The 15120-nt window shown below is 66.9% G+C and carries 12 protein-coding genes and 1 pseudogene; 6 read left to right on the forward strand and 7 right to left on the reverse strand.

What is annotated here, in order from left to right; translation table 11 throughout:
* Positions 1–57: 57 nt before the first annotated feature.
* Genes KQ310_RS00140 through KQ310_RS00150 form a run of 3 tightly spaced genes read right to left on the reverse strand, consistent with a single transcriptional unit; the run spans position 58 to position 4911 of the window.
* A complete protein-coding gene (locus KQ310_RS00140) occupies positions 58–378 on the reverse strand; it encodes a hypothetical protein (RefSeq protein ID WP_259719773.1) in 321 nt (106 codons plus the stop codon).
* 10 nt (positions 379–388) lie between these two features.
* A complete protein-coding gene (locus KQ310_RS00145) occupies positions 389–3814 on the reverse strand; it encodes an efflux RND transporter permease subunit (protein ID WP_259719774.1) in 3426 nt (1141 codons plus the stop codon).
* A gap of 53 nt (positions 3815–3867) precedes the next feature.
* Positions 3868–4911 (reverse strand): efflux RND transporter periplasmic adaptor subunit, encoded by a 1044-nt coding sequence (locus KQ310_RS00150; RefSeq protein ID WP_311134673.1) that lies wholly within the window; start codon positions 4909–4911, stop codon positions 3868–3870.
* A gap of 205 nt (positions 4912–5116) precedes the next feature.
* Here KQ310_RS00150 and KQ310_RS00155 point away from each other — a divergent pair, with 205 nt between their 5' ends.
* Positions 5117–7390: an AAA family ATPase gene (locus KQ310_RS00155; RefSeq protein WP_259719785.1), complete on the forward strand. Its 2274-nt coding sequence runs from the start codon at positions 5117–5119 to the stop codon at positions 7388–7390.
* Positions 7391–7439: 49 nt separating this feature from the next.
* Here the strand turns inward: KQ310_RS00155 and KQ310_RS00160 are convergent, their stop codons facing one another.
* Entirely contained in the window at positions 7440–8105 is a 666-nt protein-coding gene (locus tag KQ310_RS00160; RefSeq protein WP_259719775.1) for an alpha/beta hydrolase, read from the reverse strand.
* Between the two features lie 439 nt (positions 8106–8544).
* The gene (locus KQ310_RS00165) at positions 8545–9204 is read right to left on the reverse strand and encodes a 4'-phosphopantetheinyl transferase superfamily protein (RefSeq protein WP_259719776.1); all 660 of its coding nucleotides are present in this window, start codon (positions 9202–9204) and stop codon (positions 8545–8547) included.
* Between the two features lie 22 nt (positions 9205–9226).
* On the opposite strand from KQ310_RS00165, the gene bcp reads away from it, so the two are divergent.
* Positions 9227–9694 carry a thioredoxin-dependent thiol peroxidase gene (gene bcp / locus KQ310_RS00170; protein WP_259719777.1) on the forward strand — a complete coding sequence of 156 codons (468 nt, stop codon included), beginning with the start codon at positions 9227–9229 and terminating at the stop codon, positions 9692–9694.
* On the opposite strand, the gene KQ310_RS00175 is transcribed toward bcp, so the two are convergent.
* Together KQ310_RS00175 and KQ310_RS00180 are read right to left on the reverse strand one after the other, a co-directional pair.
* Positions 9664–10434, reverse strand: a complete 771-nt coding sequence (locus tag KQ310_RS00175) for a type III pantothenate kinase (protein WP_259719778.1) — start codon at positions 10432–10434, stop codon at positions 9664–9666. The two genes, bcp and KQ310_RS00175, sit on opposite strands and share 31 nt — an antisense overlap.
* Positions 10421–11182 (reverse strand): phosphoadenylyl-sulfate reductase, encoded by a 762-nt coding sequence (locus KQ310_RS00180; RefSeq protein WP_259719779.1) that lies wholly within the window; start codon positions 11180–11182, stop codon positions 10421–10423. The genes KQ310_RS00175 and KQ310_RS00180 overlap by 14 nt, the downstream gene beginning before the upstream one ends.
* Positions 11183–11360: 178 nt before the next feature.
* Here KQ310_RS00180 and KQ310_RS00185 point away from each other — a divergent pair, with 178 nt between their 5' ends.
* From KQ310_RS00185 to KQ310_RS00200, 4 genes and pseudogenes are all read left to right on the forward strand, one after another.
* A complete protein-coding gene (locus KQ310_RS00185; protein ID WP_259719780.1) occupies positions 11361–12581 on the forward strand; it encodes an NAD(P)/FAD-dependent oxidoreductase in 1221 nt (406 codons plus the stop codon).
* Positions 12571–13245 carry an HAD-IA family hydrolase gene (locus KQ310_RS00190; RefSeq protein ID WP_259719781.1) on the forward strand — a complete coding sequence of 225 codons (675 nt, stop codon included), beginning with the start codon at positions 12571–12573 and terminating at the stop codon, positions 13243–13245. The genes KQ310_RS00185 and KQ310_RS00190 overlap by 11 nt, the downstream gene beginning before the upstream one ends.
* The gene (gene hflX / locus KQ310_RS00195) at positions 13242–14924 is read left to right on the forward strand and encodes a GTPase HflX (protein ID WP_259719782.1); all 1683 of its coding nucleotides are present in this window, start codon (positions 13242–13244) and stop codon (positions 14922–14924) included. Before KQ310_RS00190 ends, hflX begins: the two co-directional genes overlap by 4 nt.
* Before the next feature lie 11 nt (positions 14925–14935).
* A pseudogene (locus KQ310_RS00200) lies at positions 14936–15120 on the forward strand (SLC13 family permease); the annotation flags it as partial.

Below are 15120 nucleotides of genomic sequence, written 5' to 3' on the forward strand. Positions count from 1 at the left end.
AATCCTGGAGGCTGGGCGGAGGATAGGCGTGATCGGCTCTGATCACCATCTCTCTGATCACCATCTGCGCCGCACACCCTGGCGATTTTGATGGTAAATCGGATCGGGATTGGCGGCCTGCAGTTGACGCATCGCTTCGATCGCCAGCCCGCTCAGGGCCCCGGCCGCCGCCAGCAGGCGACGCAGCCAGACCAGATCACCTGGATCGATTGAGGTGGGGGAATGCTGCACGATCGATTCCATGAACAGTCCCACGGCCCAGCCGATCACCATGCCGATCAGCAGGGCCACCACGACCCGCTTGCCCTGAAAGGAAGGCCGCTTGCCCTGCGCAGAGGGGGGATTGTGATCGTTGCCGGGAGGAGAAGAGGACGACATGGTCGGAGGTTCAAGCGCCATCGGAACCGGGAAGGGTGGGCGCGGGTTGGTCTGGCGTGGAGCCACCAGCCAGCAACGTCTTGACCACCACATAAAATACTGGAACCACAAGCAGCGACAGCACCGTGGCCACCAGCAGTCCACCGAACACCACGGTGCCGAGCGACGCCTGACTGCGGGCCCCGGCACCACTGGCGAGCACCAGGGGCAGGAAGCCGAACAGCGACGAGATGGCGGTCATGATGATGGGCCGCAAACGCGACTGAGCAGCGTCGCGGGCGGCATCGAGGGCCGTTGCCCCCTCGGCCATGCGCTGATTGGCGAGATCGACGATCAGGATGCCGTTCTTGGCCGCTAGGCCGATCAACATCACCAGACCGACCTGGGCATAGATGTTGAGCACTTCGCCGCGCAGGGCGAGAAAGGTGAGGGCACCCAGCATGGCGGTGGGCACCGTCATCAGGATGATCAGGGGATCGGAATAGCTCTCATATTGGGCAGCAAGAACCATGTACACCACCAGGATGCCCAGGGCAAAGATCACTACCGCCAGGGATCCGGCCTTCACCTCCTCCCGGGAGATGCCGGTCCAGTCGAAATTGAGCCCCTGCAACGACTGAGCCTCGAACAACTGACGCATGCCATTGATCGCCTGGCCTGAACTCTTGCCGGCAGCCGGGCTGCCCTCAATTTGGATCGAGCGGTAGAGATTGAAGTGGGGGATCACACTGGGTCCCTGGGTGGACCGCACCGTGAAGAACTCCGACAGGGGGATCTGGTCCCCTGAGGCATTGCGCACGTAGAGAGCCTTGAGCTTCTCCGGTGTGGCGCGGCTGTCCTCATCGGCCTGGACGAAGACCCGCCGCACCTTGCCCTCCTGGAAGGTGTCGTTGACGTAGCTGCCACCGAAGTTGACGCTGAACGATCGCATCGCATCGCCGAAGTCAACCCCCAGGGAGGCCAGGCGATCCCTGTCCACATCAATGGACAGCTGGGGAGCCTCCGGGGAGAACAGGGTGAAGACCCGCTGGAAGAGATCGCTGCCATTGGCCTGGCGGATCAACGTACCCGCCGCCTGGAAGAAGCTCTGGAGGTTGAGGCCACCGCCGCTGCGATCCAGCAGCTGGAACTCAAAACCTCCCGAGGTGCCATACCCTGGAATCGCCGGTGGTTCCACCACAAACACCCGTGCCTCCTGAATCTGGGAGGCCATCTTCTGGTTGAGGCGTCCAACAATGGCGCCCATCTCCTGGTCCCGTGACTGGCGGTCATCCCAGTTGCGCGTGCCGAAGAAAAACAGACCCTTATTCGGGGCATTGCCATCGAGACTGGCGCCACTGAACACCGAAGCCGCCGTGATGTCCTTCTCGGTTTGCAGGATCTCGGCCACCTTGCGGTTGATCCGATCGGTGACCTGCAGCGAACCCCCATCCGGTGCCTGAACAAAACCGATGGCATAGCCTTGATCCTCGATCGGCACAAACCCTCCCGGGATGGCGCTGAAGGCCACCCCGGTGAGGGTGATCCCTCCTGCCAGCACAGCCATCACCAGGATGCGTCGATTCAACGCCCAGCCCAGCAGGCCCTTGTACCGGACTTCAAAGCCGGCGTAAATGACATTGAAACGGCGAAAGATCACCGGCGTGAACCAGCCGGTGATCAGGCCCGCCGCAGCGAAGATCAACACCTTCAGCGGATTATCAACCCCGCCGAAGACCAGCCCCACCGCAGCTGCGCCAATTGTGAAAGGCAGACGCAGGGGCAGGCCGGTGAGCAGTTTGGCCAGATAGCCCACGAACAGACCCACCACCAATGCGGAGAGCACGGGCAACACACCAGTGCCGCCGGCCAACAGGCCATAGATGAAACCGATCGTACCACCGGCGATCGCATAGGTGCGGCGTCCCGGCGGCTCGGAATCCTGGGCGAGCAGCAAGGCCGACAGCATCGGCGAAAAGGTGAGGGCATTGAAGGTGGAAATCGCCACCGAAAAGATGATCGTCGCCGCGAACTGCTTGTAGATGGTGCCGGTGGCTCCAGGGAAGAAGAGCACCGGCAGAAACACCGCAAACAACACCAGAGAGGTGGCGATCACCGCGCCGAACAACTCATCCATCGTGGCCATGGCCGCCTTGGCCGCCGTCAGGCCCGAAGCCTTTTTGGTGGAGGTGTCTTCGATCACGGTGATGGCGTCATCCACCACCAGACCCGTGGCCAGCACCAGTCCAAACAGGGTGAGCTGGTTGAGCGAGAAGCCGAAGGCATTGACCAGGGCGAAGGTACCAATCAGGGCCACAGGGATGGCGATGCCCGGCACCAGGGTGGCTTTCCAGTCCTGCAGGAAGAGAAACAGGATCAGAACCACCAGAATCACGGCATCACGCAGGGAATCAACAACGCCCTGAATTGAGGCATTGATGAACTCGGTGTTGTCGTAAATCTTCTCCATCTTCAGACCCACCGGCATCACGGCCTGAAACTCATCGAGCACAGCCTTCACGCCCTCGGATGTCTTGAGGGCGTTACTGCCACTCAGCTGGTAGACAGCCAGTCCGACCGAAGGAACGCCGCGGATATCGGTGGCCTGCAGGGCATAGTTCTCGCCGCCCAGACTGGCCCGACCCACGTCGCGCAGCCGCACGATTCCACCTTCAGGGGTGGTCTTGACGATCAGATCAGAAAAATCTTCAACGCTGAGCAAACGGCCCTGCAGCTGCACGGTGAAGGTGAACTCCTGCCCCTTGGGAGCCGGTTCGCCGCCGATGCTTCCAGACGGCACCAGGCGATTCTGGCTGCTGAGCGCAGCCACCACGTCGTTGGAGGTGAGGCTAAACGCGGTGAGCTTGGTGGGATCGAGCCAGAGGCGGAAGGCGAGTCTGCGTTCGCCGAAATAGGTGAGTTCACCGACCCCGGGCACACGCCTGATCGAATCAGTGAGGTTCTGATCCAGCAGGCCACTGATCGTCTCAACGCTGTAGGTGACCTTGTCAGGGTCCTCGCTGACGAAGTTATAGACCAACAAAATCGAGTTTGACGCCTTGTTCACCACCACGCCCGCCTGACGCACCTCCTCCGGCAAGGAGGGATTGGCTAGAGAAACCCGGTTTTGAACGTTGACCTGGTTGATATCGCCATCGGTGCCACTGGCAAACGAGACCGTGATCTGACTGCGACCATCGGCAGAACTGTTGGAACTGACATAGTCCATGTTCTCGACACCGTTGATCTGCTGCTCCAGCACCGTGGTGACGCCCTGCTCGACCGTGATCGCATCGGCCCCGGTGTAGGTGGCGCTGACATTCACCGTGGGTGGCGCGATATCCGGCAGGGTCTCCACTGGCAGCAGCGGGATTGAGATCAGCCCCGCAATCACAATCAGCAGGCTGCACACCGTGGTGAGCACGGGGCGAACGATAAAACCGTTGGAAGGCGACACGGTGAACTCGAATCCGAAGACGACACTGATGCGTGGAGGCGAACGCGAACGCCTTAGTTGACCTTGATCGGCATGCCGTGGCGCAGGTTGAGCAGGTTGCTGGTGATCACCTGCCGGCCGGAATCCAGGCCTTGGAGCACCGGGTAGCGATTGTTCTGCAGACCGCCGAGCTTCACAGGCGTCTGCAGGGCGAAGCGGGAACCGGGCGGCAGAGCCTCCAGCTGCTCGATCGACGCCTTGCCCGGCTGCAGTTTCAGCTCAGCCAGGGTGCCGACCCTGAAGACAAAGCTCTGGCCCGACGACTGGGTGACAGCCGCGAAAGGCACGGAGGGCAACTGCCGCCGATCCAGCTCGACGGTGGCCCGCAGCCGCTGGCCGTTGCGAAGGCCACCGCCCGGATTGGCGAACGCCGCCTTGACCAGCAGAGCCTGGGACCCTGCCAGCACGTTGGGATCCACCGAGTCGATCCGGCCCTGCACCAGCACCCGATCCGAGCCGGCCTGCTTGAGGGTCACGGGCAGGCCGGGGCGGATCCGATCAGAAAAGATCGCCGGAACATCGATGCGGGCGAAGAGGCGATCATTGCGAATCAGACGGGTGAAGGGATCACCGGCGCTGATCACATCGCCCACCTTCACCTGGACGTCCGCCACGGTGCCGTCGATCGGCGAGCGCAGGTCACGGAAGGCGAGATCGGCCCGCTTGGCCCGCACCGCTTCACGCGACTCGACGTACTGGGCCCGGAACTGGTCACGCTGAATGGCGCTGGCCGCTCCCTGACGGACGAGGTACTCGTAACGCTGGTAATTGAGTTTGTCCTTCTCCTCCCTCGCCAGCAGGGTGGCCAGATCGGCCTGGAGCTGAACCTGATCGAGCACCAGCAGCAGCTGGCCCGCCTTGACCTTGTCACCCTGGCCAATGCCGAGCTGCTGAATCCGGCCGCCGGCCTGGGCCGCCAGCTGCACCTCATCGATGGCCTCCAGGGTGCTCACCGTCTCCACCAGCTCGCTGAACGGAGCGATCTGCACCGGCGCGGTGCTCACCACCAGGGGCTTGGCCGGCGGAGGGGCGGGCTTGCCGCAGGCCGCCAGAAGCAAAAGCGTGCTCAGGGATGCCGCCAGAGATCCTGTGGCTGCCAGCCGGCCTGATGCCTTCCACCGCTCAGTCGTGGATCCCGTCGCGCATTTCAAGCCCAACAAGGCCCATCCTGGATCGATCGGCCGCATTCTGCAGGCTGGGGCGGCTCCCCGCCAGCGGGGGTGGCTGGCGTCAGGATCGTCCACAGCAGCAGGAGCCGCCGGTGTGAGCGACCTTTTCAGCCATCACGGCGAGCAGCGGCGCGCGGTGCTCGCCCCGCTCGCCGATCGGCTGCGGCCGCGGCGCCTCGAGGAGTTCGTGGGGCAGCAGTCGATCCTGGGGCCCGGACGGCTGCTGCACCGGGCCATCAGCGCCGACCGGGTGGGCAACCTGATCCTGCATGGCCCGCCGGGTACGGGCAAGACCACCCTGGCCCGGATCATCGCGGCCACCACCCGCGCCCACTTCACCAGCCTCAACGCCGTGCTGGCGGGGGTGAAGGACCTGCGGCTGGCGGTGGAGGAGGCCCGCGCCCGGTTGGAGCGCCACGGCCTGCGCACCCTCCTGTTCATCGATGAAGTGCACCGCTTCAACAGTGCCCAGCAGGACGCGCTGCTGCCCTGGGTGGAGAACGGCACCGTCACCCTGATCGGCGCCACCACCGAGAACCCCTACTTCGAGGTCAACAAGGCGCTGGTGAGCCGCTCGCGGCTGTTCCGGCTGCAACCGCTGGAGAGCGGCGATCTGGAGGCTTTGCTGCAGCGGGCCCTCACTGACGAGGAGCGGGGCTATGGCGGCCGGGCGATCCGGCTGCTGCCCGAGGCGGCGGCGCACCTGGTGGACGTGGCCGGAGGGGATGCCCGCAGCCTGCTCAATGCCCTGGAGCTGGCGGTGGAGACGACGGAACCGGACCCGGATGGGACCGTCAGCATCGATCTGGCCATCGCCGAGGAGTCGATCCAGCAACGGGCCGTGCTTTACGACAAGCAGGGCGATGCCCACTTCGACACGATCAGCGCCTTCATCAAATCCCTGCGCGGATCCGATCCCGATGCCGCCCTGTTCTGGCTGGCTCGGATGGTGGAGGCCGGGGAGAACCCCCGCTTCCTGTTCCGCCGCATGCTGATCGCGGCCGGAGAAGACGTGGGCCTGGCCGATCCGATGGCCATCGTGGTGGTCGAGGCCTGCGCCGCGGCCTTCGAGCGGATCGGCCTGCCCGAGGGTCTCTACCCGCTGGCCCAGGCGGCCCTGTATCTGGCCGGCACCGAGAAAAGCAACAGCGCCCTGGGCGTCTTCGATGCGATCAAGGTGGTCCGCACCGCCAACAGGCAACAGGTGCCGGCCCATCTGCGCGATGCCAACCGCGATGGGCAGGCCTTCGGCGATGGGGTCGGCTACCGCTACCCGCACGCCTACGCCGAGCACTGGGTGGCCCAGCAGTACCTGCCAGGCTCCCTGCAGGGCGAGGTGTTCTGGCAGCCAGGGGCGGCGGGCTGGGAGGGGCAGCGGCGCCAGCGGCTGCAGGAGCGGCGGGCGGCCCAGCTGGCGGCGGCGGCGGAACTCACCGAGGACGCCGGCGAGCTGCTCAGCAGCAGCCCGGAGGATCCCCGCCTGGAGCGGTGGCTGCAGCGCCAGGCCAGTGCCGAAGGGGCCAGGCTCGATCGCCTGCGTCAGCGCTTCTGGAACCAGGCCTGCCTGAAGCGTACCGACCGGGTGCTGGTGTTGGAGGCGCGATCCCTGCTCTGGGCCCTGGATCCCCTGCAGCGGGTCCCGGAGGGAGGCGTGGTGATCGGGGCCGCCACGGACGGTGACCGGGAACGGATCCAAAGCCACCTGGCTCTGCTCGACAGCCTGCAGCGGCCGCGGCTGCTCGCTGCCGGACCCGCCGGGCTCAGGACCGCGGGCGACCTGCTGGCACCGGAGGAGCGGTTCGAATGGATCGTGGCACGCCAACCGCTGCGGCAGATCGGGGCCGCAGGCTGGAGCACCTGGCTGGAGCAGCTGGACCGGCTGGCGGCCCCATCGGCCGAGATCCGCCTGCTGTTCAGCGCACCGTTGCTCGGGCCAGCCAGCGCCCTGCGCAGTCTGCGCGATTCCCGAGCCAAACCCAAGCAGACTGCGGCCCGAGGCGGCGTCGGGTCTGCGGTTCTGAAGCGGCTGGAGACACTGGAGCAGGAGTGGTTGCGGCAGGAACTGGCCGCCGAGGGCTGGGCCTTGGCCGGCCTGGCCGAGCGGGACTGGCAGTGCAGCAGCGAAGCCTGGGAGGAGGCCCTGCCACTGCCGCTCACGCCAGCCCTGCTGGAGCGCTGGTTTGCTCCCGGCAGCGCCTATGGCCGCAGGCTGGAGGAGCAGGGCGAGGCTGAGGCCCTGGGCAGGCTTCGGAGGGAACTGGAAGGGCTGCCCAACGCCGTTCTGCCCCAGCGCCTCGAGCATCGGCTGCTGCGGGCCCGCCGCCCTGCGACAGAAACAGCCCTGCACAGCAGGGCCAGACGGACATGAAAAAGCCCCGGCCGAAGCCGGGGCGGAAGGGAGCGAACAAGGCCCTGGATCACCAGAGGCCGCGGATGGGCTCAACGGGCATCGGGGCGGGAGCGGCAGCACGGGGCTCAACCATGGCATCGGCCATCTGGTTCGCCTGGATGCAGGCGGGCAGGAAGACGTACCAGGACAGCAGGGAGGTGCACTGGGCTTCGCCCTGGCAACGACCTTCTGCACAGATGTTCTGCTTACCGTCGTAGGTGTTGCAGGTATCAGCCAGGCGGAAGTCGGTGGGCAGGGCCGCCATGATGCCGGCCGAGGAGATCGAACCATCCACCGAATCGGCGATGATGGCCGAACGCAGCGCCTGGACGGCGTAGGTGTTCATCGTCCAGTAAGGGAAGTAGCTGCGGGTGGCGTTCTTGAGGAACTTGACCCCGTTATCGGAATAGAGGAAACGGGAGACACCGACCAGGTCGACGCTGTAGGTCTTGGACAGACCGGTGCGAACCTCTTCGGAGGTCCAGCCGGAGCGGGACAGACCACTGGCGAGACCGCGATCGGTTACGTCGCCGGAATCAATGAAGGTTTTGAAAGCATCGAGATTGGTGGACCAGACGGCACCGCCACTGTTCCAACGGACGGGGAGATCGTTGTCGACGGCGGCAGAGGCCGGCAGAGCAACGGTTGTGAGGGCCGCTCCCACAGCGAGACCGGCAAGCAGGCGCTTCAGCACGGGAAATAAAAGGGGGACTTCGATCCAAAACTAGCCTTCAACCGCAAAGTCGCCCACGTGGCAAGCCCCTGCTTGCCAAGACGTCACCGAACGATGGACGGCAGCAAAGCGGCCATAACCCCATCAGCCGTCCCAGCCCAGTCGCACCCGAAGCTCTCAGACCGCCTACCGATCGCAGCCAGTCAAAGGAATTCCAACGAGACCAAGCCAACGACAATCTCTCCAGTCCCAGCCCGAAACGCCATAAGCCAACCGAGCAAGCAAGCAATCCAGGCTCGCAGGATTGTCACCAAATGGTCACATTGTCAACTCCAATCGCGACACGCGGCTCAGGCGAGCATCCAGAGACTGGCAATCCTTTGGACGGGATGCAGGGTTGGCCAACCCCGACTCGCGGGTTATCTGAGCACAAGCGCGGCAACAATGCACGTACCTTGGATCACGGCATTGGCTCCACCAGGCGGGCCCGCTGCGCACCCTCCCCCACCACCGCCAGCAGCCACTCCCCCTGCTGGCGGCTCCAACAGGGGGGCGCGGCCCCGTCAACCAACTGGCGCAGCTCGCGGCGGCAGTGGTCGTAACACCAATGGCGCAGTTCCACAGCCAGGCTGGAGCGGCGCCATTTGATCGCCGCCTCCTTATGGACCCAGCTGGTCAGCACCGCCCGCTGCAAGCTCCGGGGATCGCGGCTCCAGGGGCCGTCCAGAAGCTGGCGGCGCTCCGCTGCAGGGAAGTGGCGCTGCAGCAACGCGACTGCCGCCAGGCGACGGGACAGGGGTTCGAGGTCGACACCGATCGGCCGGGATGACCAGGCCGTGAGCAGGGCATCGCCGCTGTGACTGATGCCGGTCCAGCCGTACCCCGCCTCCAGACGCGGTGCCTCCCCGGGGGGGCTGTGCAGGGGCACCGCGGCTGGATCACAGCGCAGCGGCACCGCCAGTTGGGCGCGCAACAGGGCACGACTGGCCGCATAGCGGCTGCGGCGGGGTTCCGGCAGCGCCGCGCACCAGCGCCGTTCCTGGGGGGCCAGCTGCTCCAGGACATCCGCCGTCGTCTCCAGGGAGACCAGCCACACCTGGGGGGCCGCTTCTAGGCTCACGCCCTCCGAACCCCGCCCAGCCATGGCCCTCCAGATCGGTGATCCCGCACCAGATTTCACGCTGCCCGACCAGGACGGCAACTCCGTCAGCCTGGCGGACTTCCGCGGACAGCGGGTGGTGATCTACTTCTATCCCAAGGACGACACGCCGGGCTGCACCAAAGAGGCCTGCAATTTCCGCGATCAGTGGAGCAGCTTCAGCGCCAATGCCATCACGGTGCTGGGCATCAGCAAGGACGGCGCCGCCAGCCATGCCAAGTTCATCGGCAAATACACCCTTCCCTTCACCCTGCTCAGCGATGCGGAGCCCTGCCCGGTGGCCGAGGCCTACGGCAGTTACGGCCTCAAGAAGTTCATGGGCAAGGAGTCCATGGGCATGATGCGCCACACCTTTGTGGTGGACCCTGAGGGAAATCTCGAGTTGGTATACCTCAAGGTCAAGGCGGAGGAAATGGCCGATCAGATCCTCGGAGATCTCGGTCTGGTCTGAGCGTCCTCCAGCTGCACCAGAGCCTCCAGGCAGAGATTGGGGGCATGGATGAGCTCGAGTGCTGCTGCCGCTGGCATGGCTGCCTCGATCAGGGGCAGCAGACGGGCCCCATCGCCACCGGTGAGCCAGAGGCGGCATCCGGGGCAGACAGCCGCGGCATCCGCAGCGGCCGCCACCACCGCCGCCGCCAGACCCCGCACCACGCCTTCGGCCATGGCAGCGGCGGTCTCCTGGGGCCAGGCTGCAGCAGCGCCAACAGGGGCGCTGTCGCCATGCATCGGAGGCCATGCGTCCAGCCGTGGCAACCCCGCCGTTCCTGCCGCCAGCGCCTGCAGCTGCAGGGCGGCACCGGCCTGAAGGCGCCCGCCGCAAAATCGGCCGGTGCCATCTACCAACGTGAGGCTCAGGGCCGTACCTGCATCGGCCACCAGCACGGGCCTGTGATCCTGCCTCCAGGCCCCCCACCCCGCCAGAGCCCGATCGATCCCCAGCCAGGCAGGCATCTCCAGCAGCGGAACCTGGCTCAGATCCAGCCGCGGGGCACCGGCCAGGCCTGCCATTGCAGTGGCCGGAACGGGCCCGACCGCCGCCCAGGCCTTCAAGCCGCTTGCCGGAATCCCAGCCTCAGGCGAGGTGTGGCAGAAGAGCAGGGCCGCACCCGGTTCCTGCGGTCGCTGCGCCCAGTGCCAGCGGCTGTTACCGATCAGCAACCAGCTCGCCAGCGGCTCAGATGCCCTCACCCATCAATCCGGGCAGATGGATGCCGCATTCCTGCTTGAGTCCACCAAAACGCGTCGCCCGGCCGATGGTGCTGCCATCGTCGGGGGCACTGGAATGCCAGTCGCCCACGGTGGTGTAGCCCTGTTCGAACAGCGGATGCTGGGGAAGACCGTGCTCTTCCATGTAGTAGTAGACGTCTCGATTGCTCCAGACCAGCAGCGGCCGCAACGACCAGCGCTGGCGGATCGGATCGAGCACCTCCATGCTGCGGCGGTGATCAGTCTGGCCGCCCCTCACACCGCTGGCCCAGCAGCGCACCTGCAGGTCAGCGAAGGCACGATCGAGGGGCTCCACCTTGCGGATGCGGTGGTAGAGCTCCAGGTCTTCCACCCGGCCGGTGTCCCAGAGCTGGCCATGCAGGGCCTCCATCCGGGCCGGCGACAGACCCGACTGCGCCACGTGCAGGTTGAGGCCGAGACGGGCCGTGAGCTGATCGGCGTACCGATAGGTCTCGGGCGGCAGATAGCCGGTGTCCACCCAGATCACCGGGATGGAGGCATCGCCCTCCAGGCGGCTCACCATGTGCAGCAGCACCGCCGACTGGATCCCGAAGCTGGTGGTCAGGGCGAAACCGTCCTGAAACCGATCGAAGGCCCATTGGAGACGCTCCTGGGCCTTGAGCGGATCCAGGTCGGCACGGGCCGCAGCCAGATCGATGGACCGCCCCGCGACATCAACGGGGAGGGTTGCGGCGGGGGCAGTCACCATCCCTCCATCATCGCCCGCGATGGAACGGCTGGTTAGGGTGCCGATCGGGCACGTCTGGAACAGGAAACAGACCGTCCAACCCTGCACCCATCTCCCTCCCCGCCCGCATCAACCGCACCCAGCCTCGCCAGCGGCCCACCGTCCGAGCCCTCCCCATCCCTGACCCAGCGTGTCCGACGTGAGCTCCGATCCCATCGCACCTGGCGCCTCGTCGGCCACGGGATCCATCGATCGCAGCATCGTGATTGTGGGCGGCGGCTTCGGTGGCCTCTACACCGCCCTGGCCCTGGCCCAGCACCGCGATCACCCGCCGATCCTGCTGATCGAGCCGAACGAACGCTTCGTCTTCCAGCCCCTGCTGTACGAACTGCTCAGTGAAGAGATGCGCAGCTGGGAGATCGCCCCCCGCTACGACACCCTGCTGGCCAGCCGCGGCATCGCCTGGCTGCAGGACCGGGTGGACCAGGTCGACACCGATCAGCGCACGCTCAAAACCCGCAGCGGCCATGAACTCCGCTATGGCCGCCTGGTGATCGCCAGCGGCGGCCAGCCCGCCACCTTCAACGTGCCGGGCGCCCTCGAGCACGCCCTCTTCTTCCGCACGCTCCAAGACGTGGAGCAGCTCCAGAGGCTGGTGCGGCAGTTGCGGCAGCAGGCGCTGCCGTTGCAACGCCTGGCGATCGTGGGGGCTGGCCCCAGCGGTGTGGAGCTGGCCTGCAAGCTGGCCGACCTGCTCGGCGGCAGCACGCTGATCGAGCTGATCGAACAGGGGGAGGATCTGCTGCCCCAGGCCCGCTCCTTCAACCGCGAACAGGCGCGGCTGGCCCTGCAACGCCGCGATGTGCGCCTGCGCTGCCACACCCGGGTACGGGCCATTCATCCCGGTGGCCTGGATCTCCTCCTGCCGGAGCCGGGCAACGAGGCCGGTCGGCAGGAACGTCTGCCGGCGGAGGCGGTGATCTGGACCGCCGGCTTCCAGGCCCGCCCACCGGCCCTCAACCCACCGATGCGGGGCGACCGCAACGGCCGCCTGCCCGGCCAGCCGGACCTGCGGCTGACCGGGCATACCGATGTCTTTGTGATCGGCGATGGCGCCCATGTGGCGGACGAGGACGGCGAGCCGTTCCCCGCCAATGCCCAGGTGGCTTTTCAGCAGGCCCCCTGCCTTGCCGCCAACCTGCTGCACTCCCTGGCCGGCGAACCGCTGGACCCCTTCCACTGGAACGACCTGGGCGAGATGATCAGCCTCGGGCTCGGCGAAGCCAGCCTCACCGGTGGTGGTTTCACCTTGGCGGGCGCCGCGGCCTTCCAGTTGCGGCGCCTGGCCTACCTGACCCGTCTGCCCGGCCTGCCCCTGCAGCTCAAGGTGGCGGCCGGCTGGCTCACCGATGGACGCTGAGTTGCAGGCTGAATGGCAGGCTGCGGCAGCCTGGCCCCGGCCGCGGGCCCTGCTGCTCGATGCGATGGGCACCCTGATCACCCTGCGCCAGTCGGTGGGGCACACCTACGCCGCCGTGGCCGCCGACCACGGGCTCACGGTGGAGGCCGCCGCCATCGACCGGGTCTTCGGCGCGATCTACCGCCAGGCACCACCTCTGGCCTTTCCGGGGCTGGACGGCGCCGAGCTGCTGGCTGCTGAACGGCAGTGGTGGGGGGAGCGGATCTCAACGGCCCTGCAGCAGGCGGGCGGCGTGGTGGCATCACCAGAGCTGCAGCACGCCCTGTTCGAGCGTTTCGCCGATCCAGCCCTCTGGACGGTCTACGCCGAGGTGCCGGACTGTCTGGCCCGCTGGCACAACCTGGGGATCCGCCTGGCCGTGGTCAGCAATTTCGACCAGCGCCTCCAGGGCCTGCTGGAGGGCCTGGGCCTGGCCAGCTGGCTGGAGGTGGTTGTGGTCTCCAGCAGGGCCTGGGCCGCCAAACCCTCACCGCTGCCATTCCGGCAGGCGCTCCATCAACTGCAGCTGGAGCCCGAGCAGGCCTGGCACGTGGGGGACAGCCCGGAGGATGAACAGGGAGCCGCCGCTGCCGGAGTGCGCTGCCTGCGCCTGGATCGGTCTTGAAACAGGGTGTTCTGGCCGGACGCACCGAAGGGCTGCGCCCCGCCCAGCGGCGGCAGCTGGAGCGCCTCTGTCATCGCCGCCATCGCCCAGACGAAACGGCCGACACGCTGGGGCTGCAGCGCCTGGCGGGGCTCAGCCACGAGCTCGAAACCCCGCTGACGCTGCTGGTGGACGGCCGCGGCCTCGGCCGGCTGCTCTGGGTGGGACCGCTGGAGACCTCCGGCCGTCTGCTGGAGCGGCTGCCGGGATCGAGCCGGCGCCTGGGGGAAGACTGGCGTCTGCTCACCTGCTGCGGCCGCAGCCGCAAGCTCGAACCCGGAACCCAGGAAGGGATCGTGGGGCTGGATCTGGCACCGCGGTTGTGGCTGCGCTTCACAGACCAACCCGCTGCCGGAGGACACTGGCCGGCCGGCCTGTTCGTGCCCAGCGGCGAAGGGCAGCCCTGGCAGGGCCTGGAGGAGGGGGATCTGGGCGAGCTGTGCGGCCGCGATCCCGCCGGCCTGCCCTTCGCCTCCACCGCCCCGCCCTTCACTGCCCCTGCCTCCATGGCGCCGGGCGATCGGCCTTCAGCCAGGGGAGCGCCAGCCGCTGGTCAAGAGCGGGTTCTGCTGCTGGTCCTGACCCCAAGTGACCAGCACCAGGCCGGCCGGGAGATCGCCGAGCTGGAGGGGCTGGTCCGCAGCGCCGGGGCCGAACCGGTGGGACTGGTGACCCAGCGCCGCCGGCAGGAGTCCCCCCAGAGCCTCTGGGGCGAGGGCAAACTCAGCGAAGCCGCCCTGGAAGCCCGGCGACTCGGCGCCACCCTGGTGGTGACCGATCGGGAACTCAGCCCGGTGCAGGGCCGCAACCTGGAGCGGTTGCTGGATCTGCCGGTGAGCGACCGGAGCGAGCTGATCCTCGACATTTTTGCCCAGCGGGCGGCCAGCGCCGCCGGTCGCTTGCAGGTCGAGCTGGCCCAGCTGCGCTATCGCCTGCCGCGGCTCACCGGCCGGGGCCAGAGCCTCTCGCGCCAGGGGGGCGGCATCGGCACCCGAGGCCCGGGCGAAACCCAGCTGGAGAAAGACCGGCGCGCCATCGCCCGCCGCATCGACCACCTCCAGGCCAAGCTGAAGCAGCTGAGCGCCCACCGGGCCCGCCTGCGGCAGCAGCGCCATGGCCTCCGCCGGATCGCCCTTGTCGGCTACACCAACGCCGGCAAAAGCTCCCTGCTCAATGCCCTCACCCGCCGCCAAGGCGATCAGGCGGTAGTGGCAGAGAACAAACTGTTCGCCACGCTCGATCCGACCACCCGCCGCATCGACCTGATTGCCGCCAGTGGCCCTCCCGTGGCGCTGCTGGTCACTGACACGGTGGGCTTCATCCGCGATCTGCCGCCGCCGCTGATCGAAGCCTTCCGCTCCACCCTCGAGGAAACCCTCGAAGCCGACGGCCTGCTGCTGGTGGTGGACCTCAGCGATCCGGGCTGGCCCGAACAGATCACCACGGTGAACGCCATTCTCGATTCCCTCGGCAGCAGCGTTCCGCGGCGACTCGTGGCCAACCAGATCGATCGCTGCCCGGCAGGGGAGCTGGAGCGGGCCCTGGCCCTGGCGGCCGATGTGGTGTTCATTTCAGCAACGGAGGGGCTGGGGTTGCAGCATCTGCGCGACTTGCTGCATGATTGGCCGCAATTCACATAGAGATTGCGTCCATGGACGACCTGCTCCAGGCCGCCCTCCAGCCTCAGGCCCTGATCACCCTGCTGGTGCTGGCGCTGGCGATCGTGCTGTTCATCAGCGGTTGGCTTGCCCCGGAAGTCACGGGTCTTCTGGTCGCCGGTCTGCTGATGGCCACTGGAGTGCTCAAGCCCGCCGAAGCCCTTGAGGGCTTCGGCAG

The organism is Synechococcus sp. CS-1328 (assembly GCF_025128095.1).
Lineage (GTDB): Bacteria > Cyanobacteriota > Cyanobacteriia > PCC-6307 > Cyanobiaceae > CBW1002.